Below are 24,473 nucleotides of genomic sequence, written 5' to 3' on the forward strand. Positions count from 1 at the left end.
AAGCTGGAATCCAGGAGTTGCCCTTCCAGTGTTTAGTCTGAATGGCATGTACGTCGAATTGCTGGGGTAGTTACACACGCGTCTGGTCGCAGCGAGCGCCAGCTTTGCCTGGAAAAACAGACTATGTTACCCGCGCGGACATCTGTTAATAGCCCCGGCAATCAACATGGTTCGAAAATAGACTTTTCTCGGCATTTTGATCGAGGAGTTCTTTGATGAAGAAGAGCAGATTTAGCGAATCGCGAATTCTTGCGATTCCGCGAACATGGAATGAGCAATACTTCATTTTACATCTATGGGCTGCTCCCCTTTGCAAGCTTGATGGTGAAGCGGTCTGACGCGAGTCGATTGCAAACATCTATACGGCGTCATCATTTTCGAAGCGTCCAAATGGGGTATCCGCGCGCATACGCCTCAACAAATGGAAGACCTTGTCGGCCATTATAGAATACAGGTTCCGTATGTGCTGGTTCGACCGTTCATTCCATTTCAACCTTCAACCTGCAATTCGCATCCTCTCAAGGATTGGCTCGTTATTCACCAGTGTGCTGAAGCACGGCCCGCATCTGAGAGATTAGGGCGACACGATGATTGACCAACCTCTGCCGAGCCCTGTGGAGGCCCTGAATGTCCTGCTGGATGATCTATTTCTTCGGCAGGAAACGCATATGTGGCTGTTGAACGGCAATACATAGTGCCTGAGAATTGTTGCCGTCATTCTTCTGGTCCTTTAAAACGGCTTCACATACTGCGGTGCTATTTTCTTCACAGTATGCCCTTGAGCCGCAAAAGCAGCTGCCGGTGAAAGGCACCGGTGCAAGCTTCGATCCCGATCAGGCAAAGTGGCATAGCCTCGGTGACCTGCAGCAGTTGATTGCGCATCACGCGCCGTTTCAGGACAGCCTGACCATCAGCGTCTACACCATGGGCCCATTAAAAATAAGGGATTCCCATGGTGACTGAGTTATCCCGTAGGGCCACACGAGGAGCAGCTTCTTTCCTCCGGCCAATGGGCACAGCCAGCTCAGCGCCACATGCCCGAACTAATGCTGTAATACTTATAACACATCCCCCCAGCCGGAGGCAGATCACTCCCATAACATCGTTCAACTGCCCACAGTGAGCCAAGGATGTCGCATTCGCATTTCTACGATGAGGTCATTCTGATTATTCACCGTGTCGGTCCTCAACATGGAAGTTCCATGTACTCTGTAGCGACAAAGAATCTGAGGAACAAAAATAGATTCTAACCCGTTATCCACGAACTTGCACCAGAAGTCATAGTCTTCCCAGCCACCTTCCATATGGGTATAACCGCGCACGGCCTGCCAGGCTGAGCTAGAGATGAGTGCCATCGCATCAACATAATTGTTCTCTCGAAAAAAGTCAGGTGACCAGTAGTCGGCGTGTCCAAGTCCTGACACATCCCCGAAAAACTCGAGTTGAGTGTAGGCTGCTGCATATCCTTCCTCTAATACCCAAGGCGCAAGAACTTCTATTGCTCGTGGATAGATCATGTTGTCCGCGTCCATGATAAATAGCGCGCGGCTATCGCTGACAGCAAATGCAGTGTTCCTGGCTTGTGCAAGTCCCTGATTAAATTCGTGACGAACAACAGTGGCTCTCACAAACTTTTCACTGTTGCATTTTACCCACGAAACGGCCTGCTCAAGCGAATTGTCCTTTTGAGAACAATCGTCGACGATGATAAGTGAAAGGTTTGGGTATGTCTGATTTTTAATGGATTCCAGACAATCCACCAACTCTCTTTCGTAATTGTAAAGACTCACTGCAACGGTAATGGTGTCGTCATTTGACGCGCGAGAAACATGATCAAATTGCACATTGTACTTTGAGCGATAAATTCGGTTAAGCATCGGTGTTCTCTGCGATGAAGTCCACAAGGGTTTCAGCATTCGAATGCTCGAACTTGTTGTTATTCAACAAAGTCCGATTGGCTCTACGGATGGTTGCAGCCCGTCGCTGACCATCGTGGTCGTTTAGAACCCAGTCAACCGCATCTCCAACGTGACGAGCATTAACCTGAATATAGTGGATCCCAGGCTTGTAGAGAGGATGCTCAAGGCAATGATCACTGATGACTACACAATCATTTCCGATGCCCTGTCGAGCAATTCGATGCCACTCAAAATATGGCATCACATCTCGGTGTATGTTGAGATATATCTTGGATTTTTGCGCAATTGTTTCAGCTACTTCAGTTAAGCTCCTATCAAACCCAGAGGTCAAAGGGGTAGACCTGCGTCTATAATAAATAAACGAGTTAAGGCCAGCGATTCTCGGTGCAATTCTACCAAAAGCCTTTTCACGCCGAGGGCTTTGCGCGCCAAAAAACGATAGATCTATGGGGCGGTCTTGCCAGTCTACCTTGTCGTGGATGTTTGGCACCGCCTTGAGAAGAGGATGTTCCTCAATAGAAGCAAGGTCCACAGTGGTTGGTTTGATTGCCGGCTCCCAATGGAGCGTCCGCATGTTCGCCGAACGAAAAATCGATGCGCTCTGATAGCATATATCTATAATTGCAGCTGAACTCAGCATTTCTGGAAGAGCCGAGGAAAACCACTGGGTCTGTAGCTGTTCAGTATTGTATGCGATACAATTCTTCATGAAAGTGGGATTGAAGTATTCCCGGCCGGCGTTTAATAGAAAAAACTCGTGCGGAGCAACGACAATTTTGGGTTTCGGATTTAAATAATCTCCATCCAATTCGCTCTTGAGATTAACCTTCACATTACATAAATTGATCGCATCACAGACCCCTCTGGCAATCTCATCCATGAAGATATTACCAATGGAGGAGACGTATACATCTACCGATCCGAGCCTTTTGCCAAAGCCGTTTATAGGTTCTGTTACCGGTATGCCCGAAATGCTTGTCGCAATTTTAATTGGATCGAAAATACAACGCCCTTCCTTGGCGCCGTGGTAAACAACATGAATGGCTGGATCTATGCCGACAATATCAGGGTTTTGCTTTACGTACCAATCCGGTTGAAAGATGGGGAGAGACCGGAGACGTTTTGCTGCTAATGTTAACATTTGATAGACGACCGTGGATGTCAAAAGAATGAACGAATTTTGCGGAAAAGCTTCGTGTATCGCCAACTCTTCGATGACTGGAAAGCTTTCAATTTTTCACGAAGCGAAGAAAGCTCAGCCTCTAGTAAAGCATTACCTGGCGGCGCGCTGTCATTCGCTTGGCTTTTAAGATGCTGGATATCGTTCTTCAAAGAAGACAATTCTGTCTTCAAGAGATTGGTGTCCGAATTATACTGATCGGTTAGCTGCTGTATCTTAATTCTAGATTTTCGCCGGGTCGAGTTGTGCAGATCTCTCTCTCGATCCAGTTTTCTTTGAACGCTTTGGGCATCAATTGTCGGTGCTTTCGCTAACGCTCTGGCTCCGGCTGGAGAGGCTTCTCGTTCCTCAAAAACTACATTATTAAATCGTTCTTTAATCGAATGATCGAACACGGCTTGGTTCTTAAAATAATTGTTTGGGTGCATAGCGACTTCTCGGCCAAGCAAAGCTGACATGATTGCCACGTGTAAACGATCAGTTTTAACTTCCTTGTACTGGGAGACAAATTCGGCCATCGACAAAACAGCGGCTTTTACGAACGCAGGTGTTGTCCAAACATCGCCATTCCAAGCCAGCGATACGTCTATATTGTTCTGATCGCGCTCGCCTCCCAGCGACTCTCCATCTGTCCTCATTGCGCTTAGGCGACCACTTCCGACCGCTTTCGCCTGTTTGAAATGTTTGGAGTTGAGGTACAGGGCAGCATCTTGACATAAATGGATTCGATCATTGCGACCACCGGCTGCAGAGCAATGATCGAATGAAAGCTTCTCCCGACAAAAAACAGTGAGATTGTTGTGGGTTTCCTTTATGATATCATCATATCCGACAATAGATTGCGGGAGTAATATTACTCGGTTAGTTTCTCGATGTTCCCAAATCAGCTTAGCTACGTCTTCGTATCTACCCTCGACCATATTGCCGCCGCCGCCGACGAAGATTATCTCGCCGTCAAACCGCTCATCCTGCCGATGTGTAGTGTAGTTTATTCCAAAGTGGTCGAGCAATTGCATGGTGGCATATGTGATGAGCCCGTCGCCCAAATTGCCGGAATGTGGGAAAAAGCGTACAGTAGACTGCGAATAATTACGAAGCTCTGAAAGAAGAGGGTCATTGTCGGGTAAGTAAAGGTTCATGATAGGTCTGACTCAATTTTTTTGGAAAACAAATAGGTGAATTCGAGCGGAACTAGAAAAATAGGATCTTAAATTTACCGCCTATTCTTATTCATATTGTCTTCAAGATAGGTATCGTTACTTCTTTTGAGGGTCGTAAAGATCCCACTAAACCCGCTAGTAGTGTAAACACCGCGAGGGAAAAAAACACGCTGTTAAAGATTATCATCTCCAGTTCGCTCATTAATGCCATCAGCTATTTGTGCAGCTTGTGCTGACAACTTTCTCCAATTTCTTTGCATCTGCATTGTTGCAATGGCCCCGAAGATGCGGCCCTCCATTTTTCTATCTATGTGACAGTTTGTACGCGTTTGACGTCACTGTTCTCTTCGAAGCAGAAAGATTTATGTATAGTGCTCTTGAGAAGAGAGGATATAAATCTTGAAATCGGCACAACCCATTGGGCCGATTTGAAACTACAGAAGATGACTACAACGAACAGCGCGAAGTAGCCAATTTCGTTGAATTCTTTGATTGGCATTGTTCCTACGGCGGTATCCATGAATCGCCGATGTATAAGGATCGCCACAAAAGAAAAAGGGGCCAGACGAGAAATCGCTTTGTTAATGGTCTCGGAATGCCAGATGCGGGATATCTCGTAGTATATGACAACAGTTGCCGCTGCAAACAAGTACGCAGTAAAACCTAGTGTCATTATATTCAATCCGTTGATTATGTAGATGACAATTAATGTCGCCACATAAATGCACGATGTTAAAACAATGTAACGACGAAAACGTTCGGTCGAATATCCATTGTACAAGTATATACCAAACATGAACTCGAAAATTCTTGTTGCTGGGTTCATCGCTTTATTTGTGGATGGCGATATCCAACTAAAGATTCCGTTTATCTGATCAGAATGGTAGCTAATGAAACTTAGACATAACCCACCGATTACAGCTACAAGTCCGAATTTTTTTATGGTCGCGCTACATAGGGGAGCGATAGCAAGGAAAATGATTATGAAGCCGGTGAACCATTCACCGACGGTGAGATATCCACGCATTTCGAGCTTGGAAACCCAGAGATAGCCATCAAATCCTACGATGGTTGCCAATAGATGGCCAAAGTTAATAGGCTCGTCTGTGATTAGTTTGAAAAAGTTTGAATATGTCGTGAGGCCGAAAATATGTTTGAAAACTAGAGCTATACATCCAGAAAACACGAAGGCAACCCAAATCGGTGGAAGCAATCCAGTGATTCGATTTATGTAGAACTGGCTAGTTGAAAACTTAGATAGAGCGTTCGCTGCCAGAAATCCGGAAATTATAATGAATATACTTACGCCATATTGACCAATAGTGGTGTGAAGGTAATATAAAATGCCGCCAGATACTCCACCACTCTCAAGCGAATATACGGTATGCGAGATCATCACCATAATGATCGACGCCACCCGTAGATGGTCAATGAAGAAGTGGCGTTCCATTTCGGCAGACATCGATTCCCCGCATTGCACTGGATGTACAGTGTAAGCGGTTGGGTTTAACCTGCGCACCAGAAAATGCAACACGGTTTTGACATAATTGTTAACTTTTCGCCTTTTGCCTAGAGGGATCTGAAGATGCAGATCGTCTTAGCCTGCAACTGGTTAGACTTGCCGTGAATTCTCGTTCCGAGGGATTATCCCACCATCCCATGCTCTTTTACCAGCGATGAGATACTTAAGATCGTCGACCCCGTTGGTGGGACCTTGTGTACTATCTTTGCTGCCATATGGACATAACGACTTGAGAGGCACCGTAGAAGCGTCCTGTTCCGTCGCCTTAAAGATTAATCCCGGACGCTGCCTCAGCGGCTCAGAACTCGTTAACACAAATGGATGTTAAACTTCCAATAGATCGCAATTCCAAGTGATTTTGAATTTGGATTTTTTCGAAGTAAAGTGATTTCTCTTTTTTTATCTCCTACTGTAATTTAAAGAAGGAAGACAGAGTTAAGTACATGACCTTCAAAGACACTGGAAGAGCAATGAAGATACTTGTATTGACTAATCATCTTTCCGCATTTGGCGGATCTGAAATAGTAGCAGTCGAAGTAGCCGACGTATTCTCCCGAATAGGCTGCGACGTAAGTATATACTCTGCGTATATAAATAATCCTATTCGCAGCTACATGGATGAGGTAGGCTTAAAATATGGCGCGATCGAAGAATGTCCAAATCCAGAGACTTTTGACATCATATGGTCACAGCACCACTTGCTGCCATATCTTCTTGCAAAATACGGAACAGAAAGCGTTAGAAGTGTTTTTCTCGTCAATGCAAGTTTATCACCGTACGAACCGTTAGAAATACCGGGCGCCATCGCGGAAGTAGCGGATATTATCGTGGCAAATAGTCCCGAAACGGCAGAAAGACTGACCGGTTTGGGTATAAGTGGTGATAAGGTCTTGGTATTTTATAATTCTGCGCCAGAAATATTTGATATAACTCGCGAATCTGCGCCCGAATTAAGGCGAGCATTAATCATTTCGAACCACATGCCCGATGAAGTCGCGGGCGCTGCCACCATTTTAAGAGAGCGGGGTCTTACAGTGGATCACATTGGACTTCCGTTTCAACAAAAGAGAATAACACCCGAGATCATAACATCATACGATTCCGTTATTGCCATCGGTAAGTCTGTCCAATACTCTATTCTCTGTGAAACACCCATATACATCTATGACCGGTTTGGGGGGCCTGGCTGGCTGAACGAGGCAAACTTCTTGGAAGCTGAGGAGTATAACTTTTCTGGACGGTGTTGCCGTCGCCAGATATTACCCCAAGAGATTGCGAATGAATTATTATACGGATATCCAGAGGCAACATTGTCTATTCGGGCTGTAAAGCGAGCACACTCAGAGAAATACCATCTTCAGAAATATCTCTTGCAAGTTATTGAACGCGCATCAAATAAAATAGATAACGAGTATATTCGCCACATCAAGAGAAGCGTATCAAACATCATCTACAGAGAAGGATCGATGTGTTATAAACTGATGGCTTTGTACAACACTACACAAAATCAATCATCCGATATTGCTAGGCTAGTTTCAAGGATGGGCAAACTATCGTCAGAAGTAGAATATCTCTCTCAACAGATTTCCGAAATGGAAAGTGCCCGTGAAGATACAATTCGTTTCCACCAGGAAGTATGTGTTCTAAAGGAGAAAGAAATAATAGATAAGAATGCGAATATTGGACAGCTAGAAGAAAAATTGCTGGAAATTGAGAATAGTAGATCTTGGAAAATCACAAAGCCATTACGAGAAATTAATAAAATATTATCACGTAAGAAAACAAAGTAAGTGTTGGTTGTACTCCAGCTTTCTCTCTTATTTCGGATGGTCTCGGTTGAGGCGTATCATAATTAGGGCTAAGTTTCTCCACACTTAGTACATTGGAGGCTCTACCTGTTGGTGTCAGAAGCTGCGCAAACCGAAACTGGCCGGCTGAGACGAAGGCGCGGAATGTGGCAGAAGAGCTTCTGCCTCGTGTTACCGTGAATGATGCGGAGCGTCGTCACGGTTGGCCTGCAAATCATTTATCGACGTGTCGAACGGCTGCAAAAATGGGATTAACTGTCATTGCCTGCATCAAAGGATAGGATGTGAGCGATGGAGTTTGCAATTTTAACGGTTGTCGCGTAGAGATCAACTCCAACAGATTTGAAAATCTCACTCGGCCCATCGCTCTCAACCGGAAGAACGCGCTTCTTGAAGGTCGCGATAAAGAGAGAACTGCGTGGGGTCGTGTCGCTTCGCTGATCGAGACTGGCGAAATCAACGGTATCCAACCCTTTGCTTATCTTATGGCAATACTGATCGGCATCTCAGTCGGACCATCCCAAAGCCGCTTCGACAACCTACTCGCATGGATCTTTAATACCTCAACCTAGATCACAGGTGCTACGCTCTGTGAACGCTTACGTTGAGAGTAGTTGCCAATTCGATCAATTGACAACTACCATAATAATGTCTCCATCAATATAAATTGAACCTCGTGCGGGCCAATGCGGCTTCGTAAGTGACCGATTTATCAACTGCGCCCTCTCTGAGTCGTCGGCTCGGACGAACCTATTATCCAACAAACGGAAAATCCACTCTTGCGACCAAGGGCTATATCTAGCAGATAACACTTGCCCTCTCGGTCCGGCATCGATTGGTTGATCAAAACGGACTGCAATTTTCAACGCCGGTTGGGAAGCGAGAGGGGTATCCTGAATTATATCATCAATCCTTGAAATCATTCGATTGATGGTCATTCGATCTTGTTGCCATGCCATAACGTTATCATAGGCTAACTTCGACGATTGAAGTGCGCTGATTAAGACTATAGCACCTCCGCTCATGAAAAGGATGCCGCAAGCCCTTTCTTGGATTCCAGCACTGGAACCTAGATCCCCGGTATTGAGCCAATGTACTGCACTACAAATATAGAATGCATGCACTATCGAGAATGTTATTAAGGAACGCGGTCCGAATTGATCAAGTGGAGACGCAATTGCGAGAAGAAAAGGCGAAACAGATAAAAGGAAAAAAAGAAAAAATCCAAAAACAATCGAAACTGCATTTGCTTTGCTTCGCAAGCAAACCAATAAGAAGGACAATGAACTAGAGATAAATGCGAAGCTTACGATAAATCGGAACGCCCATGGGAAATAATAATCGTTAATGCCTGCCCTGAATGGCAAAGCATGATTGAATACCAAGTCTATTATTCTGTGAAAACTAATAATAGCTGCAATTATATCGACTTTGCTCCTATCCCACAATGGTATTCCACTGAAATATGAGGCAAGCTTTGTTGATATTATATAAGAAAACAAAGAAATTACAAGTATAAAAAATCCTATTAAGAGCTGCCTGAACGTAATAGCAAAACCTTTTACGGGTATGTTTATTATTGAATGTGCGATTAAGATAGCCACATATACTTGAATTGCTGGTTGATAGAAGGCTGGCGATGTAGCCAAAAGAATGCCACATAACACATACCGTTTGTTCCTCACAAAAAGGAAGGCACTGCTGGCTGCTAATAAAATTCCGATCGGATAAGCAATCCAAACGCTATCAAAAATCAGGAGGTGTCCATAATATATGGACACAGACGACACCATCGAGAACAAGAGGGGCGTATATCGCCCATTCAGGCCGATCGCTTCGGACGCGATAAGTCCTGACGCAAATATGCAAGATAAACCCAGAAATAGCCCGAATGGTCCAGATGGATTTTCGCCCTGCAGAAAATGAAATACTAAGTAGTATCCCCATCGTCCCTGCCCCATAAACGTCATGCTGTCACCAGATACGCTCTGGGTTTGTATAATATCATCTGCGTTAAATATCGGATACCAAGCATTGCCCCCGAATGCCAAAAGACAGATTAGGAGACAGAATAATAAGTGCGACGCTTTATATTTTGATGCTAATATATCAATCATCGGGAAGTTCGTCTCTTAGGATCATTCTTCAGAACATACCTGGGTCTCTCTTTGACTTCCGAGTATATTCTCCCAATATATTCGCCAAGCACACCAATACCAATAAGTTGAATTCCGCCAAGAAATAATATTGCTACCATAATAGACGTATACCCACTGACAGAATTACCGAATATTAATGTCCTAGCAGACGTCACTATTGCAAAAAAAAGGGAAAATATTGAGACAAATATTCCGGCGTAAGTCCATATTCTTAGCGGCACCGTCGAGAATGATGTGAGCCCCTCGAGAGCTAAGTTCCATAGTTTCCATCCATTAAACTTTGTTTTTCCAGCTACTCGTGGTGCTCGAGAGTATTCTACAATTGTGCTTGTTCCACCCACCCAAGACAATACGCCCTTCATAAAAAGGTTTCGTTCTTTTAAAGTAATTGTCGCCTCGACGGTTTGTTTCGATAGTAGCCGAAAGTCACCCACATTCGGCTCGATAGTGGGCCTACTTATCACATTGTGCAATTGATAAAATGCTTCCGCTGTTCGGCGTTTGAGATATGTGTCCGATGTTCTATCAACACGCTTTGCTAACACAATGTCAAAACCATCCAGCCATTTTTGAACTAGTTGCGGAACAATTTCAATCGGATCCTGTAAGTCAACGTCAATTGGGATGATCGCATCGCCTTTCGCGTGCTCGAGACCAGCGAAGAGGGCCGCCTCTTTGCCAAAGTTGCGTGTGAATGACAGCACTGTCACGTGAGGGTCGATTCTTTCGAGTTGACGTAGAATAGCTTCTGTCTGGTCAACGCTTCCATCATTAATAAAAACAATCTCGACAGGTATATCATTTGGCATCGATGTGGATCGAACTGCCGCGTGAAATACGGTGATTGACTCTTCTTCGTTGAAGACCGGTACGACTAAGCTAATTAACATCTCACGCTCCGAAAACGAAATATCGAGAAAAAGCGAAGCCGGCAACTAAGCTCAGTGTGGTAAAACTAATAAAAACTATCATCGGGGATGTTTTCATTATGTCTCCAATGAACCCCGTGGCATAAGCTAGACACCCCATGAAAGAGACGAATAGCAAGTAGCGAGTCCACGAAGGTTGCGACATGAACGTCCAGAGCGAGTTGGCAAAATAACTAAATGTCACTGCACAACCAAATGCTGCCAAATTTGCAATTGCTAGGCGAAACCGGACACCTCTAACCAATAAAGCCATGATAGCGCCGTGTATGGCAGTATTTGCCAATCCAATCAGCGCATAACGCAAAAACTGTCCCGAAATTTCCATAAACGGCCCGTGTCCCTCTGGGCTAGCAGCACTCATCCGGTCGCTTTTCTCACCGTCTTATCCAATTTATGGACAGAACTCACAGATTGCAGAAGCAATAAGCCTTCTTTGGCTGCAATGAATTAAGCGACAATTTGCGATTGTATATCAGAACAGTGCATTCACGATCCACCGCTAAAACGTGCGTTTTTTGAGTAAAATTCGCTGACCCGTACCTCTCGGATGATTTTCGGGAAGTAGCACTTGCTCCGTTCGAAAACTTCGTCCTAATCGACGAGACCGTGTTCCTCGTCGGCGTGAATCGAAATGCGTCGGCGCAAGCGGCGGCCATTCGGTGACTGGCTTCACACCCAGCGTTACAGGGTTATCCGCTAAATCCCGTCTGGGAGAAAAGCCCACTTATATCCATAACCAATGGGACGGCCTGCAAACCTTTCTGTCAGTTGTTCGCGTAGAGATCTACTCCAATAGGATCGAAAATCTCTTGCAGCCCATCGCCCTCGATGGCAAGAACGCGTTCCATGCAGTTCACGAGGAAGACGGCATCGAATCGAGTCGCATCGCTTCGCTGATCGAAACTTGCAAAAGCCGCGTGACAACCTGCTCCTCCGGAACTTTAATACCTCAACCTAGTTCACAGGTGCTGCGCTGCGAACACGTCCAGACGGTTAGCCTGATGTTTCTGTACTCGAGCGTATGGACCACATAGACTTGTGGATTGAGGCAATCCACCTTGATGGTCTTCATTGTCGTTGCGACCATGTCAAGAATCTCGCTGTCATCCTCTCCAACAAAACCCAACTCGCCTTTGAACGCCGGCATGCAACCACCAGATACAGTTCTCGCCGTCTCAGACAACATTTTCAGTTCCACGCGAACAGCAATACACTCTCCCAAGCGAGGAGGTCTCCTCCACGACGCAAGCCCTATCGTCTTTATGCTTTACGGCCGGCGCAGTCTCGGGTTCAGTAAAGACGATCGCTTGTTTCAGCTTCAATTGCGCAAGGTCTGGCTCTATTTCTGCAACCAACCTCCTTTCGCAGTCGAAAAGTGTTAGGATGATCGCCTAGAATATGCACGCAAGTCTGCGATTGATCTTATGCATCCGCGAACACCGCTGGATCTGATTGCTGACGTTAAGTTTTTCAGATTGGCTACATAATCAGCTGGGTGCAATAGAAACATTACAAGACCATGGATGAAACGAGAACTTGCTATGCTCTTTCTATCCAACCAAGAAAGATGCGCATTCTGTTGGCCTACAATATGTGAGCCGTTAGGCCCTATGCGCGCAGAAAAAGCTTCTCCTATGGAGAGCGCCACATTGTTGCTGGTATTAGAGCAAAATTGGTGGGCGAGCTCAGCCTGAGATTGATTCCACCTCGTTCTATCCGCAACGTTTACGGTATTGGCGAGGCTACCTCCTGCATTTCTAATAGATATTCCGGATAACAACTTGGGCAAGCTAAAGAAAATAGAATTTTTGTTTAGTAATGCGAACAATGATAGAGTATAATCCTCGTAGAATGTGATCTTTTCAAACGTTTCTTTCGGCTGCTGAGATATAATATATCTACTATAGAACGCCCCGCACATAGGAACGTAATTGTTTCCCGTGAAGTTTAATGGCCAGTCTCGTGATTCAAATCGCCTCTGTGGCCGAACAGATGAGTTACGCCAATCCGTTTCTCCTGGAACCAGGATCGCTTCGGAGAAGTGCTGACTCTCAACAATTAAATGCGCGTTGGTTGGCAAACAGGTCAGAAGATTGGTTATGTAATTTGCTTCATTGGGGAACACCCAATCGTCATCATCGAGAAACAAGATAAAATCTTCGTCAACTGATCTAATGGCGTGTTCAATCAAATGATTTCTTGAGTCTGATTCTTGCGAATGATCTGCTGCAATTACAGAAATGTCGTCCGGCAAGTGTTCGATCACATCACTATGGGGATACTCAGTTACAATATATGTCTTAATTGATCGGTTCTGCGTGGCTGCCGCAAAGGCCAATGTACTATTGATAGCCCGAAGAAGCAGTGCGACCTCGCGAAACTGGGTCCTGATAACAAACGCAATCCTAGCTTCTGGCCGACGAAGCGAGGCGTTCTTAAGTGAAGTATCGCAAATATCAAGCTGACCTCGTCTTTTCCCGCTAAACGGCAATTTGAGTATTCCGTTCAGTGAATTAACTGTACGATTTGAGAGTTTGTTAGATAAGTATTCTATCAGTGCCTTCGATCCGAACGCACGGTCGAATTCGGACTGGTTCCCTTTACTGTCATGATAAACGGCAAGCTGAGGGGCCAATAAGACGGCAAGTCCGGCCGCGAGTGTTTCTACTGACAAACAGATATCATAGAACTGAAACCCTTCGAAAGAAGGCAGTCGTACCCCAGCGGCTCTGAGGGCTCGGCAATTCAAAAGAATCGTGTTGCCATCTACGGTTTCCGCAGGAAGGATGAAACCACTAATCGAGGGGCCCCCGTGCGGATCAAATAGGAAACGACAGACTCGCGATCCGCTAGCAAGCGTGGGAGCAATTATTCCCGCATTTCCGCAAATTCCCCAGTTCGGCCAATCCTCATTAAGCATCTCTATTAAATCTGAAAGGTAATCGTTGATCGACGATGGTAGAAATACATCATCGTGCACGAAAAGGGCATAATCGTCTTCACCGTCTATAATGGTTTGCAGTAACGTAAAAAGAGATTTGGCGCCACGGTGCAGAACCACGTCTTTAGCATCTCTATTATTTTTTGAGAACTTCTGCACATACTCTTCACTTCTAGCAGCGACGTGAATCCTCATTGGCGAACCTCGTGGAACTGATTAATGCCTGTCACCTTTATCTGGGGAAATTTCATCAGATCGAGGTCTTTTAGGGGTTCGAATGCTTCGAAATTGTCTCGAATGTCCCTCAGTGATGCAGAAACGACTTCTTGGTCAGAAAAGTTCCTAAGCATCTTTATCGCTTTTTCCTCCCCTTCTTTGCCAAAAAATTTGCGCGAAAGGAGTATGAAGTTTCTTATCGAATAGAACTTCTCGTTCTCGACAAGGTCATCCCGATAGAAATACCCACCCGTGAAATGCGTTGCGACGGCTCGGGGCTCGTAGATTACCGAGGCTCCCTGTAGCCACATGCGCCAGCTTATATCCACATCTTCCAAATATAAAAAGAAGCGCTCGTCCATCCCTCCGATTTTTCGATATTGTTCGGCATCAAACAAACAGAAAGCGCCACTTGCCCACGGCGTCGTGAGGTCTAAAGGATCGTATTCTTTTGGATGTTCGAACGGCCATTGGCGCCCTTCAACAATTCCCACAGGCTTCTTTGTCGCATTATAGCGCTCAATAAGCATGTCGATAGCCCCGTCATGAAGAATACAATCCGGGTTTATGATTATAAAAAGCGGTTCCGCAATTCCTTTGGCAAGAATGTTATGCGCTTCCGCAAAACCAATTGGGCCACCAGTTTCTTGGCGGCTCAATAATATCTCCACGGTAGGCGAGAAACCCGTGAAGATGTCTAGTTCGGAAGGGCCAGCGTAATTAATGACATTGAAGCGAACCCTTCGGCGGGTCGCTTTGACCAGACTAGGAATCAAAATCTCGTTAAGGTGCCGATGGTGATCGCGCCCAAATACGCAATTTACGTCAATTACATCATCCAGCATTTTTACCAATCTCGTCGCAACGGTGTTAAATTTCCGTGAATGATCTTCACGTCTTCGACTAGTTGAATTGACTAAATCAATTGTGGAGAGGAATTGCCATGAATTTGCTACCAAAAGAAAAGAGTATCATTGTAGAAGTCGACCCCAAGAGCGGAATATTTCAAAATTGGAGAGTTTTATACGTTACCGAAGATGTTGATCTCGACCTAGTAAACCACACGAACTCGGTATGCTGCTATAAAATCATGGCTCGTGGTGCTTTGCCAGTGCTTGCGAAACAGTCGACTCTAACAATCAAATGATCCTGCCAAGCCCCCGACATTTCAGACTAGTGGTTCTGTTGATCTCGGATCAAATCTTCAATCTTTCGCTGCGCCTCTGCAATCAGTGGAGTATACCGCTCGTTTTCAAATCCCCACAGCGTAGAGGTAGCATCTTCTTTATGACCAACTATAAATGGCACAACGACAACGACCCGAAGGTCTGGCTGGCACTCCAGGTACCTATCAATGGTATTTGTGACGGCATCTGTATTGTCCGGATTCCATTCCGATAGAAGTTTCAGAGCACTATGGTTATATATATTGAATACAGTGCTAGTCATCTTGTCGATAGTGACATAAGTACGACCCTGGAATTCGTCCACCGATAGAACCTTCGCGTCGGGATGGACATCGGCCATCAATCCTGAAAATATATCCCAATCTTCTTTCCGCTGGTCGAGGTAGCCGTCTACCTCATGCAGAATTGCGTTGAAATTTTCTGGAAGGTCAGCATCGTCTTCGATAACGATCAGCTTGTCTAATCCATTCCCGAGAGCAAAACGCGAAAGGGCGTTAAAGCTGCTACCACAGCCGATCCAACCCAATCTGTGTCGGATGCCGTCAAACAGTTCGCACCCAACCGGTAACGACTTAGCCAACGACCGCCGCCTATCTATCGTCTCTGGTAACGAAAGGGCGAAAAAATCACTTTTGCGAGCCACATAGATTGGTCCATCTAGAATCACATTGGCTGGAACGACGCCCATGGCGACGAGGAAGCGGTCGAACATAAAGTTGAAACGTGCAGTGCTAGCAGAGACTGCGGGTGCAATCGTTTTGCTTATTTCTTCAATGTTATCCAGCATTTCAGAAGCGGCGGCCATCATAGCGTCAATCGAACCCTCATCGAAAAATGTCACCGCGCCGTCCAGTTCGGGATATTCATTTTGGTCTGCCGTACCTTCTGACAGAGCCGGTACCCCTAATGAAATACATTCACACAAGCGTGGCATCTCTAATAGAGCTCCCTCATAGTAATGAATATTAATGACAGCCTTAGCTTGCCGAAGCTCCTCGTATAACTCCGTTTCAAACAAGTCATTACAAATTTTTACTGTGTATTTTTCTTGGAGCTTATTAAGAAATGAGCGTCTCCTTTCACTACTTAAACTATCTCCGTAGAAAATAAAATCATACTTTTTTGGATTTACATTACTCGAAAATGCATCTTCATTAACAGATCCAATGGGAAGATAGTGTACATTGGGGTAACTCACACCATTTTTGGCCAGAAAATCGATATTCGTTAAAGAATACTCTAGAACTCCCAGAGACTCTTTTAATGTACTCATGTATTCCTGCGTAAACCATCGCGAGTTTACAGACTGCTCAAGCTGGAAAATTACACGCTTGCTTGCTGGAGGAAGTCGCTTAAACATCTGTGCGCATAAAACAATGTAAAAATCATGGTCAAATGTCTTGAGCGAACCGGTGATGATTTCACTCTCAATTCCATGTTTCGCTAGACGTTCCGACACGGCCCTCGCGATGAATAGGGTGTGCGGCGTGCAAAGGATTCCCCACACGACACCGTTTCCATTGGCGAGATGGCGACGCAATTTAACGTGGGAATACTCTCTCTGGTACCATTTTAGACGCTTCCACAGGCCTGAGAAGTCACCTCGACCTAGGTATCGTAGTGCGTTGTTTAGCTGTCTGAGGCGGCTATAGAATTTTGGCATTATGAATTCATCCTGAACTGGTAACGAAAAATCGTACGCCGCAAACTTTGGTGGTTGCCGTTGCCTCGCCTATAAACTTAGACCTCCTGACTTCGAGGCCAAACGAATTAGCTTGCTTAGAACAAACGCCAAAAAAATATCCGCTTTATCGCACAAATTGTTTCCGTGTTAGAGGTTTAGGCAGCGTCTCATCATTCTCCGAAGTAAGTCGCAAGGACCTCATCAGGCGGGCCGTCCATTTTAACTTTTCCGTGTTCAAGCCATATTATTCTATTGCAGTTCTTTTTCATCAAATCTTTCGAGTGGCTCGCCAGAACGAGTATCTTTGTGGAGTCCACAAGCTCGCGCATCCGTGCATTTGCTCGCTCTTTGAAGTCTTCGTCACCGGTTGAAAGCCACTCATCCATGATTAAGATCTCAGGCCGGACAGCGGTCGAAGTCGCAAATGCTAATCTTAACTGCATCCCCGTCGAATACGTGCGGAAGGGAACGTCCAAGAATTCTCCAAGGCCGGAAAACTCAGCAATCTGATCGAACTTCTCAGCAATTTCCTCGGGCATCATACCCATCATTGCGGAGCGCAGACGAATGTTTTCTTTGCCTGTCGCATCTGGGTCGATGCCAAGATTGATATTAATCAAAGAAACGCAATGACCGTTGATCACAGAACTTCCGTGCGTTGGCGTATAGATACCTGAAAGGACACGAAGAAGCGTAGTTTTCCCAGATCCATTATGGCCGATCAGTCCAACACGGTCTCCATCCCTGAAGGTCAACGAAATATCATCGAGACCGCGTACAATCACCAACCGATCGCTGCGGCGCTCTATTTTCCCGCCAGTTGCGATGCTAAGGACCCTGTTCTTAAGCGAACGGCTTGTTGAGTTGTAAATGGGAAACTCGACGCTGACATTTTGAAGCTGAATCAAACTCATTTTCTATAACCAATACGCTACGCGCCAACGATATCGACCGAAAAATACGATGGCAGCAATCCACCCAATTACTGCACATGCAACACCGTATGTCCAATCGAGCGGAGATGGCGGTGACCCAAAGAGTGGGGCTCTTACAAGCTCGATAAAATGGTAAAATGGGTTAAAATCAATAAAAGCCCTTGAAACGTGATCCGGGAGAATTTTGACCATCCACATAATCGGAGTAGCGTAAAATAGGACTTGTAGAATATTTGTTACAACTTGGGTCATATCCCGGAATCTAGCGCAAACAACGGCTAGTATTAACATCATCCAAGAAAGATTTAGACACACTAGAATGAACCCGGGGATCGCCCACAATGCATTCAAGGTAATCATCTTTCCGAGAATCAGAAGTAAAACAGGGAAAATTACGATGTTGTGACCGAAAATTATTATATTTCTCCATACTGCGCGCAAAACATGCGTGAAGAGTGGCATCCTGACCTGAAGGATAATCCCATCTGATGCGGTAAAGGTTGTGCACCCCTCGCTCAGACAAGTTGAGATAAAGCCCCATGTAATCACGCCAGCGCAAAGATACGGCAGAAATTCACGCATCTCACTTTGAAAAAGCGTTCCGAAGATCAGTCCAAGAGCACCGATGAATACGGCCATATTCAAAGTCAGCCAAAATGCACCGACGCGTGAGCGGCGATATCGTTGAGCAACATCCTGCCAGCCGAATATCAAGGCCAAGCGATATTTCGATAGAGCTTCACAGATGTCGCGAAGAGCAACCTTCGCTCCCTTCGTCGGCTCGGCGATTACGACCTCGTGGGTGACATGCGCTGTCGAAATGTCGGTACTCATGATTTTATCTGGGCCAATCTTTTTTTTGTCACGACTGCCATTTTCTCGAATTTATTAGAATGCGTTATAGCGTAATTGAAGAACTAGCGCTGTTAAGTCAACTGCGTCATTATCTTTGAATAAGGCCCTTTTGAGGGTCTCACTTTGTATTCTTTACTAACCACGCAGCAATTTGCCAAAATCATATTGCAAGCTGCTTCCATCCTTAACACGAGTCTGTTGGTCAGCAGCCCGCGATCAAAATCAGGGCGTGTTTTGAAGGGTCAACAGTGATCAAACTAGAGTTAACGCCCTCATCATAGGAAAATTAGCTCTCGGCAGAACATACAATCCGCTTGTCGTCACGTTGGTCGACAATTTTTTAAAGTTTGCCGCTGGTACGCACGTAGGTCAGCGCCCAGCGTCCCTTACTGACTCCTGACCAGTCCTGCCGTCTTGTTGCATGCCTGGCGATATTCACGCAATCGAAAGTATTATGAAGAATCTGTCGCCCTCGGCCTTATAGAAGCCACTGTGCACCTTAGGGGGTTATCCTCTCGTAGATCAATTATTGCCGAAGAAACTCAACAACATTCCGCAGTGGCTTCGTAAGTCTCCAACAAGTTGAATTACGCAGTTGGTCTATTTCCTCTTTATTGTCCCTTGCGTCTTGACGCGACTTCGCCAATGCCACTAAACCCGTCGCATTTTCTGCCCTTTGAGCAGCCAGTTGCTCTGAAAGTACCCGATTTAATTCAGCCATTGCACTGTTAGATTCAGCTAGTGCACTGTTGGATTCGGTCAGCACGCGTAAGTCTTCCGATAGCTTTTCTATCTTCCTCGCGTCGTCACCCAAAACTTTAATGCGATCCCAGGCAATCCTATTCACTGTATCCGTTGTGGCACGTCGCAGTTTCGCAGGCCAAACGACTGGTTCCTCAAGCAGCTTGGACGCGAACACGCTCTGTTCACTCATTGACGCAGGTATGGTCGGCTTGAGCGTGTCCGGCCACCAGTCCGAATTGTCTGCGATCTCAAGAAAATTGGCGAGCTGAGGCATGCCGGAGTTCCGAGACTGCTTCCAGCGAGCAGAAAAATGAAGAACCGTAGGCACAGGGCAATAAACTAACGGGCTATCTGGATTCTTCTGAATGATTTTGTGCCATAGGCGCCAATCGGCGGCTGAAGAAACATCTTCAGGCCAAGCATCCCTTCTCGACAATGCGTCCGCTCGATAAGCAAAGCAACTGGCTGGTATCGAGTTTTGATGCAGCATGAAAACTTCACACTCATCAGCAAATTCAAGATTTGTCAGAAAAGGCGCCGCAATTCCATCAGTTGAAATCCAAACGGCCTGCGAATACGCAAGCGCACTGCCGCCGTTTAATGCATTCTCTAAAACCTGTAGATGATCCGGCAAAACCAGGTCGTCATCCGCCATGAAGGCTATGAATTTACCCCGCGATTGCTTCAACGCAATGTTACGATTTGCATAGCCAAAATAAGGCGCCTTCGGCAGATCAAAGAAGCGAATTCGGGGATCATTAAACCCCTGCAAAACAGCAGCCGTTTCCGAGGGGCAGCCGTCTCCGACAACAAGGAGCTCGAAATCCATAACTGTCTGATTTAGGACTGACTGTACCGCGTGCCCAATCACATCAACCCGGCTATGAGTAGGAAGCAATATAGAAAACAGAGGACTGCTTACCATCCTTTTGCTGCTCCGAAGTCATAAGGTATCAGATCCGTGTCCAGAGGAAGTCGATATTTATCGGGTTTGGAATGATCATATTGGATTGTTGGGAAATTAAGCACTACCAATTCAGACGTACCAATATTATGATCTGCGTGCCAAACAAATTTTGGAACATTTATAAGCCTCGGCTGGCTTCCAGACAAATATACTTTGCAAATTTTATTATACGTGCTCGATTCAGGTCTTGGATCGAACAAAACTAGTTCTAACTCTCCGCTTAAGACAAAGTATCTGTCTTCATGCTCCTTATGCAGTCCCCAGCCCTTCACCTTGCCTGGGCGTATCGTGAACATGTAGGAAAAAACCATCGGATCGGGATGCCAATCCCAGCGTGGATCATATATTTCGGTTACGCTGCCTCGGTCGTCATTGTGACGGACGCTTTCATAGAAAGACATTCCCTCTAGGAGAGGGGCTATGCTGCGGCGATCCTCATCAACGGTTCTTTGATCCTGTTTCGCTGCATCCAGAGTTATGTTCAGCAGGTTATCCATTGCGCACCTTCGGCAGTGATGTTTGCGGAGGATTTAATACTGTCTTTGTATATGTTATTGTATTCGGACATTAAAGAAAGATTTTAGCGATCAACGGGGCAGCGCATTCCGTTGATCGCTAAGAGATACTTTCAACTATTTGCAGGAACGATGCACTATTGCATCAAAACTCCAGTCTTGGGCATTGCTCGCGGTTATAAAAGGCGCGCGAAGAGCCGTGGATGTAGATTTTCATAAAATGTCTTTGGCAAAGGAAACAGATTTGCCAACCAGCAAGCTTTAGCGGTGCAGACAATCTAGGTCCCGGAGTGCCTCTGCCGCTTAGTTGTTTCGCCTTCGACTGTCAGAGCCCCAGCCCCCAACCTTTAGAGGAAGCGCTCGTCCACTGTAAACAAGGCTTGTGGTTCCAGGTTCCCTGTAATGACAAGATAGTCGCCGGCTAACTTTTCATCACCTTAAGGCGGGCACTTTTCGTGAAGAAGGCTTCTCCTCCATGCGGCTCACATATTCGAAGTTCCCTTCGAGCCTGAAGAAGAAATAGTAAAATCAACAAGATTTGGAATTTTCTGATGATTGATGGCTGGGGCGCCTGGATTCGAACCAGGGAATGCCGGTACCAAAAACCGGTGCCTTACCGCTTGGCTACGCCCCAACAAATCGGATCAAAGTGATCGATTGCGCGGGCTTATAGCCGCTCCTCGCGCCCAGTGCAATCGCCTATTGATAAATTTGCTCAAGCTTAGCAACAAGCTTCGCAAGCTCTGGGGATAACCGCCAAGCCAACAGCGCGTTTCATCTTAGCGCAGGATTTGCGCTAAGCCTGAAAGCTGGTATTCCAATTGAGGAATTTCACGCTGATTGGTCGCCGTCATGATCCTGCTGCTCGTCTCTTTTCTTTCAAGCGCCATTCTTTGCGGCGCCGGCCTTTACATCCTTTCGAAAATCCTGCCTTCGAGTTTTCTCGCGGCTGGATTTAATGCGCGTTCGAACCACAGCGTAGCCGCACGCCAGATTGGTGGGCTCGCTCTTGTCCCCGCAATACTGATGTCACTTTTGATATTTGCGACCGACTTTGGGCTGACCATCGATCTCGTTTTGTGCGTCTCAGGTGCGTGCTTCTTACTTTGGATCATTGGCGGGCTGGACGACCGTTTCGATCTTTCTGTTTCAACGAGATTTGGCTCGCAATTCGTTGCGGCTTGCCTTGTTGCGTATGGCTTGGGTCCAGACTTCCGGCTGCTACCTGATCTGTTACCGCATTGGTTGGAAATCACGTTGATCGTAATTTCGCTAGTAGCAGCTATCAATGTTACCAACTTCATGGATGGCTTGGACTGGATGACCGTCGCGGGCCTTGGCGTGCCTCTTACGGGTATAGCGCTACTTACTGCTTTTCACCTGTCAGGCGTTGAAAGCGGCACAATTGCTGCAATCGCGGCAGGCGGGCTTTTGGGATTCGCCTTTTTTAATCGTCCTCCAGCCAGTATTTTTCTCGGCGACTCCGGTAGCTTTCCACTCGGCCTCATGGCTGGCACGGTTCTATTGTTATTGGCGCGCGAAACACATCTCGTTGTAGCACTCATTCTGCCACTTTATTATGTGCTGGATGCTGGCACGACGATCGTTTTGCGGGGGCTAGCGGGCGAAAATGTTCTCAAAGCGCATTCAAAACATGCTTATCAAGTTGCAAAGCGCTCTGGCCGAAGCGTGCTTAACGTTGTTAGCCACGTCGCGATCCTCAACGTCGTCCTCATAGCATGCGCGGCCGCAATTCTGGTTTTCGACCACCTGCTTTCGCAGATTATATTTCTGCTTGTCGCGTTGGTAGCCGTTTTATTGCTGCTGCTTGATTTCCGCGGCCGATTTAGAAAGTTATAACTTCGAAAAGCACTTTACGCACGGCAGCCTCATCCTCAGTCTCCATCGCAGCCCTTAGTGCATCGAGGCCTTTTGGAACGTCGACGGCCACCTTCTGTCCTTTTGGCGCACGCATGATCTTTGGATGTCGGGTCGTCTGAGCATGAGAAGGATCGTAGAAGAGTTCTTCGTACATCTTCTCACCCTCTCGTATGCCCGTCACCTCAATCGCAATATCGCCATCCGGATTATCAGCACCGCGCACGGTGAGACCGGCAAGCAGGATCATGTTTTCTGCAAGATCACGCACCTTAACTGGATCGCCCATCTCAAGAAGTACGGTATCGCCTGATTGAGCAATCGCGCCGGACTGAACGATGAGCTCGGCAGCTTCCTTGATAGACATGAAATAGCGCGTCATGTCCTCATGCGTGAGCGTCACAGGGCCGCCATTGGCGATCTGTTCGCGGAAAAGTGGTACAACAGAGCCGTTGGAACCCAGAACATTGCCGAAGCGAACAGAATAGAACGTCTTATCGCGCCCAGCTTTTTCAGCAAGGGTTCCATAATAATAGACGACTAGCTCAGCCCATCGTTTGGTGGCGCCCATCACATTTGTTGGGCGCACGGCCTTATCTGACGATATAAGCACCATGCGTTCGACATCTGTCTCGAAAGCTGCTGCGGCCACGTTCAACGTTCCGAACACATTGTTATAAACGCCAACGAGCGGGTTTTTTTCAACGAGCGGCACATGTTTATACGCGGCACAATGATAGACAGTATCAACGGAGTGAGCGCGGATGGAATTCTCGACACAATGCTGGTTTGCGACTGTGCCAAGTACTGGAATGACATCGCATTGAGCAATCTGGCGTAACTGCCGCTCGATTTGATACAAGGCAAATTCGCTTGATTCGAAAAGCACGATGCAGTCAGGATTCCATTGCGCGATCGTTCGGCAAAGCTGGCTACCGATTGATCCGCCGGCCCCGGTCACCATAATGCGACGGCCTTCGACGACCTCACGCAGAAGATTTACATCGGGTGGAACGGGTGAACGACCGAGCAAGTCGTCGATTTCGACGTGACGCAGAGCACTCACGAGATATTTTCCCGCTGTTAAATCAGCAATGGGCGGAAGAATACGAGTGCTTACCGGAAGCCGACCAAGCAGGCGCGCCAGTTCCTGACGCTGTTTTTGATCAATCTCTGGTTCGGATATGACGACCTGGCTCACACCCAGGTTCTCAATCAACCGTGGGATCGATGCAATGTCATAGACACGAAGTCCGACAATATCCATGCCTGCGAGCTTGCCGGCAGGATCGACGAAGCCAATGACATGCGTATCACTATGACTTCTGAGTGCTGTCGCAAGCTGACGCCCGGGTTCACCGACGCCGATTATAAGAGCGGTGCTCGAATAATTCTTGTTGGACTCGGCGCTGCGCAGCAGCCATTTAGCGCCAAATCGGCTGGCAGAAATAAGTACCGTGCTAAGCAACCAGTAAAGAAGCGGTACCGATCGCGGCAAACCGGAGCCGCCGTAAGATTCCATAAGGAACACCAATGCAACCCAAAAGAGTGCTGCAATGGCGGTTGCCTGGAAAATCGGCCAGATAGCACGTTCGGCCAAATATCTTATGATCGCTCGATAAAGCCCGAAGCGAACGAAAACGGGAATAGCGAGCGCTGGTGCAATGGCGATCAAGAATATCTGCGTTGGCGTTGGGACAAAAACAAAGCCCAGGCGCATTACAAATGCGAGATAGGCACTCACCAAAAGCAATAGAGAGTCACTCAGCAGAAGGATGATCTGCTTACCAAAGCGCGGCAATAATGCCAGTCTCTGCCATGGATATTTGACACTCATAGAACTATATCCTGCCCCCCAAAGGCGAGAACGCGAA

At 46.5% G+C, this 24,473-nt stretch carries 20 protein-coding genes and 1 tRNA gene; 5 read left to right on the top strand and 16 right to left on the bottom strand.

Annotated features, from left to right (window positions below; all coding sequences use genetic code 11):
* The first annotated feature begins 708 nt into the window (after positions 1-708).
* On the top strand, positions 709-963 hold the full coding sequence (locus QSJ70_RS06605) for a hypothetical protein (protein WP_215777978.1): 255 nt from the start codon (positions 709-711) through the stop codon (positions 961-963).
* Between the two features lie 143 nt (positions 964-1,106).
* Here QSJ70_RS06605 and QSJ70_RS06610 read toward each other — a convergent pair whose 3' ends face one another.
* The 4 genes from QSJ70_RS06610 to QSJ70_RS06625 all read right to left on the bottom strand — a co-directional run bounded on the left by QSJ70_RS06610 (position 1,107) and on the right by QSJ70_RS06625 (position 5,721).
* The gene (locus tag QSJ70_RS06610) at positions 1,107-1,877 is read right to left on the bottom strand and encodes a glycosyltransferase family 2 protein (RefSeq protein WP_215777976.1); all 771 of its coding nucleotides are present in this window, start codon (positions 1,875-1,877) and stop codon (positions 1,107-1,109) included.
* Positions 1,870-3,060, bottom strand: a complete 1,191-nt coding sequence (locus tag QSJ70_RS06615; RefSeq protein ID WP_215777974.1) for a CgeB family protein — start codon at positions 3,058-3,060, stop codon at positions 1,870-1,872. Before QSJ70_RS06615 ends, QSJ70_RS06610 begins: the two co-directional genes overlap by 8 nt.
* 20 nt (positions 3,061-3,080) lie before the next feature.
* A complete protein-coding gene (locus QSJ70_RS06620; protein WP_285535215.1) occupies positions 3,081-4,238 on the bottom strand; it encodes a polysaccharide pyruvyl transferase family protein in 1,158 nt (385 codons plus the stop codon).
* Between the two features lie 328 nt (positions 4,239-4,566).
* Positions 4,567-5,721 (bottom strand): acyltransferase family protein, encoded by a 1,155-nt coding sequence (locus QSJ70_RS06625; RefSeq protein WP_285535217.1) that lies wholly within the window; start codon positions 5,719-5,721, stop codon positions 4,567-4,569.
* Between the two features lie 503 nt (positions 5,722-6,224).
* Between QSJ70_RS06625 and QSJ70_RS06630 the strand changes: the two genes are divergently transcribed.
* The gene (locus QSJ70_RS06630; RefSeq protein ID WP_285535219.1) at positions 6,225-7,571 is read left to right on the top strand and encodes a glycosyltransferase family protein; all 1,347 of its coding nucleotides are present in this window, start codon (positions 6,225-6,227) and stop codon (positions 7,569-7,571) included.
* Positions 7,572-7,873: 302 nt separating this feature from the next.
* Positions 7,874-8,161 (top strand): transposase domain-containing protein, encoded by a 288-nt coding sequence (locus tag QSJ70_RS06635; RefSeq protein WP_285535222.1) that lies wholly within the window; start codon positions 7,874-7,876, stop codon positions 8,159-8,161.
* A gap of 54 nt (positions 8,162-8,215) precedes the next feature.
* On the opposite strand, the gene QSJ70_RS06640 is transcribed toward QSJ70_RS06635, so the two are convergent.
* From QSJ70_RS06640 to QSJ70_RS06650, 3 genes are read right to left on the bottom strand one after another with little or no spacing between them, the layout of a single operon-like run.
* Complete coding sequence (locus QSJ70_RS06640; protein ID WP_285535224.1) at positions 8,216-9,706, bottom strand: glucosyltransferase domain-containing protein; 1,491 nt, start codon at positions 9,704-9,706, stop codon at positions 8,216-8,218.
* On the bottom strand, positions 9,703-10,638 hold the full coding sequence (locus QSJ70_RS06645; RefSeq protein WP_285535226.1) for a glycosyltransferase family 2 protein: 936 nt from the start codon (positions 10,636-10,638) through the stop codon (positions 9,703-9,705). Before QSJ70_RS06645 ends, QSJ70_RS06640 begins: the two co-directional genes overlap by 4 nt.
* A 1-nt stretch (position 10,639) precedes the next feature.
* Positions 10,640-11,038: a GtrA family protein gene (locus QSJ70_RS06650; protein WP_285535227.1), complete on the bottom strand. Its 399-nt coding sequence runs from the start codon at positions 11,036-11,038 to the stop codon at positions 10,640-10,642.
* Between the two features lie 298 nt (positions 11,039-11,336).
* Here QSJ70_RS06650 and QSJ70_RS27670 point away from each other — a divergent pair, with 298 nt between their 5' ends.
* Positions 11,337-11,711, top strand: a complete 375-nt coding sequence (locus QSJ70_RS27670; protein ID WP_352230995.1) for an IS66 family transposase — start codon at positions 11,337-11,339, stop codon at positions 11,709-11,711.
* A gap of 344 nt (positions 11,712-12,055) precedes the next feature.
* On the opposite strand, the gene QSJ70_RS06655 is transcribed toward QSJ70_RS27670, so the two are convergent.
* The 8 genes from QSJ70_RS06655 to QSJ70_RS06690 all read right to left on the bottom strand — a co-directional run bounded on the left by QSJ70_RS06655 (position 12,056) and on the right by QSJ70_RS06690 (position 21,355).
* Entirely contained in the window at positions 12,056-13,813 is a 1,758-nt protein-coding gene (locus QSJ70_RS06655) for a hypothetical protein (RefSeq protein ID WP_285535228.1), read from the bottom strand.
* Positions 13,810-14,679, bottom strand: coding sequence for a glycosyltransferase family protein (locus QSJ70_RS06660; RefSeq protein WP_285535230.1), 870 nt, complete (start codon positions 14,677-14,679; stop codon positions 13,810-13,812). The genes QSJ70_RS06655 and QSJ70_RS06660 overlap by 4 nt, the downstream gene beginning before the upstream one ends.
* A gap of 328 nt (positions 14,680-15,007) precedes the next feature.
* On the bottom strand, positions 15,008-16,480 hold the full coding sequence (locus QSJ70_RS06665; protein WP_285535232.1) for a methyltransferase type 11: 1,473 nt from the start codon (positions 16,478-16,480) through the stop codon (positions 15,008-15,010).
* Positions 16,481-16,875: 395 nt separating this feature from the next.
* Complete coding sequence (locus QSJ70_RS06670) at positions 16,876-17,619, bottom strand: ABC transporter ATP-binding protein (protein WP_285535234.1); 744 nt, start codon at positions 17,617-17,619, stop codon at positions 16,876-16,878.
* A 3-nt stretch (positions 17,620-17,622) separates the two neighbouring features.
* Positions 17,623-18,474, bottom strand: coding sequence for an ABC transporter permease (locus QSJ70_RS06675; RefSeq protein ID WP_285535236.1), 852 nt, complete (start codon positions 18,472-18,474; stop codon positions 17,623-17,625).
* Between the two features lie 547 nt (positions 18,475-19,021).
* Positions 19,022-20,164 (bottom strand): glycosyltransferase family 2 protein, encoded by a 1,143-nt coding sequence (locus QSJ70_RS06680; RefSeq protein WP_285535238.1) that lies wholly within the window; start codon positions 20,162-20,164, stop codon positions 19,022-19,024.
* The gene (locus QSJ70_RS06685) at positions 20,158-20,703 is read right to left on the bottom strand and encodes a polysaccharide biosynthesis C-terminal domain-containing protein (RefSeq protein WP_285535240.1); all 546 of its coding nucleotides are present in this window, start codon (positions 20,701-20,703) and stop codon (positions 20,158-20,160) included. The genes QSJ70_RS06680 and QSJ70_RS06685 overlap by 7 nt, the downstream gene beginning before the upstream one ends.
* Positions 20,704-21,280: 577 nt before the next feature.
* Positions 21,281-21,355 (bottom strand) — tRNA-Gln (locus tag QSJ70_RS06690).
* 218 nt (positions 21,356-21,573) lie between these two features.
* Between QSJ70_RS06690 and QSJ70_RS06695 the strand changes: the two genes are divergently transcribed.
* Positions 21,574-22,581 carry an MraY family glycosyltransferase gene (locus tag QSJ70_RS06695; RefSeq protein ID WP_285535242.1) on the top strand — a complete coding sequence of 336 codons (1,008 nt, stop codon included), beginning with the start codon at positions 21,574-21,576 and terminating at the stop codon, positions 22,579-22,581.
* On the opposite strand, the gene QSJ70_RS06700 is transcribed toward QSJ70_RS06695, so the two are convergent.
* Entirely contained in the window at positions 22,568-24,436 is a 1,869-nt protein-coding gene (locus QSJ70_RS06700) for a polysaccharide biosynthesis protein (RefSeq protein ID WP_285535244.1), read from the bottom strand. The two genes, QSJ70_RS06695 and QSJ70_RS06700, sit on opposite strands and share 14 nt — an antisense overlap.
* Between the last annotated feature and the right edge of the window lie 37 nt (positions 24,437-24,473).

Source organism: Brucella sp. NBRC 12950 (assembly GCF_030268145.1).
Taxonomy (GTDB): Bacteria; Pseudomonadota; Alphaproteobacteria; order Rhizobiales; family Rhizobiaceae; genus Brucella.

Bases quoted from the DNA above. Each gene is read 5' to 3' on its own strand.
- QSJ70_RS06610 (WP_215777976.1), bottom strand. From the start codon at position 1,877: ATGCTTAACCGAATTTATCGCTCAAAGTACAATGTGCAATTTGATCAT.
- QSJ70_RS06615 (WP_215777974.1), bottom strand. From the start codon at position 3,060: ATGTTAACATTAGCAGCAAAACGTCTCCGGTCTCTCCCCATCTTTCAA.
- QSJ70_RS06620 (WP_285535215.1), bottom strand. From the start codon at position 4,238: ATGAACCTTTACTTACCCGACAATGACCCTCTTCTTTCAGAGCTTCGT.
- QSJ70_RS06625 (WP_285535217.1), bottom strand. From the start codon at position 5,721: ATGTCTGCCGAAATGGAACGCCACTTCTTCATTGACCATCTACGGGTG.
- QSJ70_RS06630 (WP_285535219.1), top strand. From the start codon at position 6,225: ATGACCTTCAAAGACACTGGAAGAGCAATGAAGATACTTGTATTGACT.
- QSJ70_RS06640 (WP_285535224.1), bottom strand. From the start codon at position 9,706: ATGATTGATATATTAGCATCAAAATATAAAGCGTCGCACTTATTATTC.
- QSJ70_RS06645 (WP_285535226.1), bottom strand. From the start codon at position 10,638: ATGTTAATTAGCTTAGTCGTACCGGTCTTCAACGAAGAAGAGTCAATC.
- QSJ70_RS06650 (WP_285535227.1), bottom strand. From the start codon at position 11,038: ATGAGTGCTGCTAGCCCAGAGGGACACGGGCCGTTTATGGAAATTTCG.
- QSJ70_RS06655 (WP_285535228.1), bottom strand. From the start codon at position 13,813: ATGAGGATTCACGTCGCTGCTAGAAGTGAAGAGTATGTGCAGAAGTTC.
- QSJ70_RS06660 (WP_285535230.1), bottom strand. From the start codon at position 14,679: ATGCTGGATGATGTAATTGACGTAAATTGCGTATTTGGGCGCGATCAC.
- QSJ70_RS06670 (WP_285535234.1), bottom strand. From the start codon at position 17,619: ATGAGTTTGATTCAGCTTCAAAATGTCAGCGTCGAGTTTCCCATTTAC.
- QSJ70_RS06675 (WP_285535236.1), bottom strand. From the start codon at position 18,474: ATGAGTACCGACATTTCGACAGCGCATGTCACCCACGAGGTCGTAATC.
- QSJ70_RS06680 (WP_285535238.1), bottom strand. From the start codon at position 20,164: ATGGTAAGCAGTCCTCTGTTTTCTATATTGCTTCCTACTCATAGCCGG.
- QSJ70_RS06685 (WP_285535240.1), bottom strand. From the start codon at position 20,703: ATGGATAACCTGCTGAACATAACTCTGGATGCAGCGAAACAGGATCAA.
- QSJ70_RS06695 (WP_285535242.1), top strand. From the start codon at position 21,574: ATGATCCTGCTGCTCGTCTCTTTTCTTTCAAGCGCCATTCTTTGCGGC.
- QSJ70_RS06700 (WP_285535244.1), bottom strand. From the start codon at position 24,436: ATGAGTGTCAAATATCCATGGCAGAGACTGGCATTATTGCCGCGCTTT.